We start from the raw sequence: 1,903 nt of genomic DNA, 5'->3' as shown, positions 1-1,903 counted from the left end.
GGCAGGCTTCGGCGCGACCACGGGACGCGCGGGGCCTCCGCCGGGACGGCGGACCATGCGCGGAGCCTCGTCCTCGTCGCTGCCGTCGGCGGCGACAGCGGCCGGGCGCGCCGGGGGCGCCGCGCGTGGTGTGGTCGCGGTCTTGGCCGGTGCCGCCTTGGTCTCGGTTTCGCCGAAGCGGCGTTTGGCCTCAAGCTCGGCCTTGCGTTTGGCTTCCTCTTCCTGACGGTGACGCTCTTCCTCGGCCTTGCGGCGCGCCTCGGCGGCCTCGCGCTCGGCCTGTTCGATGCCTTCCTTGCTGTTGCGGCGCGCAGCCTCGGCTTCGGCAAGCCGGCGCTCTTCCTCGGCGCGGACCTTGGCCTCGGCGAGCGCGCTCGCTCGCGCGCTGCGCTCGTCCTCGGTCAATGTCCTCAGCACAACGCCCGAACTCGCACGGGGAGCGGCGGGAGGCGCCGTCCGCGCCGGCGGGGCTTTGGCGGCGGGCGCCCTGGCCGACGCCGGTTCCGCGGCCCCTGCGGGTTCTGACGCCGGAGCATCGCCGCCGAGCCGGCGCTTACCGCGTTTCTCGACCACCACCTGCTTGGTACGGCCGTGGCTGAAGCTCTGGCGGACCGTGCCCTGCTCGACGCGCGGCTTGAGCGTCAAGGTCTTGCTCGGGCTGACGCTCAGAGTCTTGTCGCCAGGATTTTTCGTATCAACCATTCAGCAGTCCCAATCTTGTTGCGCCGTACGCGGTCGTACAGGTTCTCGCTGCGTTAGAAAATCCAGCCTGTTCAGCTATCTTGCCGCCGTCCGCCATCCCGGTATCGGACCAGGATCTGGCTGCGCGACAGGAACGTCCCGCTCGCCGGACCGGCGAGCAGGGCTGCATGTATCACATTTGACCGGCCCAGTGCCAAATCCAATTCTGCCGAGGCCAGCACGGTAATCACCGGGATGTCCCGCGTTTCGCCGGAATCTGCCGCTGTTTTCCGGACGATGGCGTCCAATTTCCGGATTCCGTCGGCGGCGCCGTCCGCGGCGTGGAGCAGGGCTGTCGCCTGACGGCGAAGGAGCGCCTCCTCCACCTTGGCGAATCCGGCGACGACCTGCCCGGCCTTGGCAACCATCGCCAGCGCCTCGATCGCACTGCGGACCAGCGCCTGCCCGGTCTCGTCGGCCAGAGACGCCGACGCGCGGACCTCCCGTTTGAAGCCCCGGCTAAACTGGTGACGACGGACCGCTTCCGCAACGGCGGCATGGGAGGCCGAGATCCAGAGGCCCCGGCCCGGAAGCCTGCGTTTCAGATCCGCGATGACCTCGCCCGAGGGCGCCACCACGAACCGGATCAATTCGCCGATCGGGCGCACCTGACGGGTGACCGCGCACATGCGCGTCGTCGCGGACCTGTTGGTCCGCGGTCCGCCGTCGAGATCTGCCGGGTCGGCGATGGCGAGCATGTCCGGAGCGTTCTCCCTGGGGTCTCGGGCGGCAAAGCCGACCTCTGGTTCAAGCCGGTTGATCTTCGGCGGCTTCGGCTTCCGCCGGTTTCGCAAGGTCTGCTTCGGTGATCCAGCCGGCCATCAGGCGCGCCTGCATGATCATGGTCTCGGCGTCCTCGCGCGAAAGCTCGATGCCGTCGAAATAGCCGGCATGCTTGACCGCCTCGCCGTCCTTGCGCTCGGTCCACCCGACCAGATCGTCGGTGGCGCAGCCGGCCAGATCCTCGACGCTCTTCACCTCGTTCTCGCCGAGTTTCACCAGCATCTTCGACGTCACGCCGGGCACCGTCTTCAAGGCATCGTCCACGCCAAGCTCCTTGCGTCGGTTTTCCAATTCGGCCTCGAGCTGTTCCAGATATTCGCGGGCGCGGCTCTGCAACTCGCTTGCGGTCTCGTCGTCGAATCCCTCGATGACGGCGAGC

2 protein-coding genes and 1 pseudogene are annotated in these 1,903 nt (G+C 68.4%); all 3 read right to left on the bottom strand.

What is annotated here, in order from left to right; translation table 11 throughout:
- Window positions 1-702 (bottom strand): translation initiation factor IF-2 associated domain-containing protein (locus BGN91_RS10350; protein WP_292612842.1); only part of this gene is annotated, 702 nt, incomplete at its 3' end.
- Between the two features lie 71 nt (window positions 703-773).
- The gene (locus BGN91_RS10345; protein ID WP_292612840.1) at window positions 774-1,439 is read right to left on the bottom strand and encodes an RNA-binding protein; all 666 of its coding nucleotides are present in this window, start codon (window positions 1,437-1,439) and stop codon (window positions 774-776) included.
- A 49-nt stretch (window positions 1,440-1,488) separates the two neighbouring features.
- Window positions 1,489-1,903: pseudogene (locus tag BGN91_RS10340) on the bottom strand (transcription termination/antitermination protein NusA); the annotation flags it as partial.

The organism is Nitrobacter sp. 62-13 (assembly GCF_001896955.1).
Classification (GTDB): domain Bacteria; phylum Pseudomonadota; class Alphaproteobacteria; order Rhizobiales; family Xanthobacteraceae; genus Nitrobacter.
This window is presented reverse-complemented; position numbering and strand designations above follow the sequence as displayed.

Bases quoted from the DNA above. Each gene is read 5' to 3' on its own strand.
- BGN91_RS10345 (WP_292612840.1), bottom strand. From the start codon at position 1,439: ATGCTCGCCATCGCCGACCCGGCAGATCTCGACGGCGGACCGCGGACC.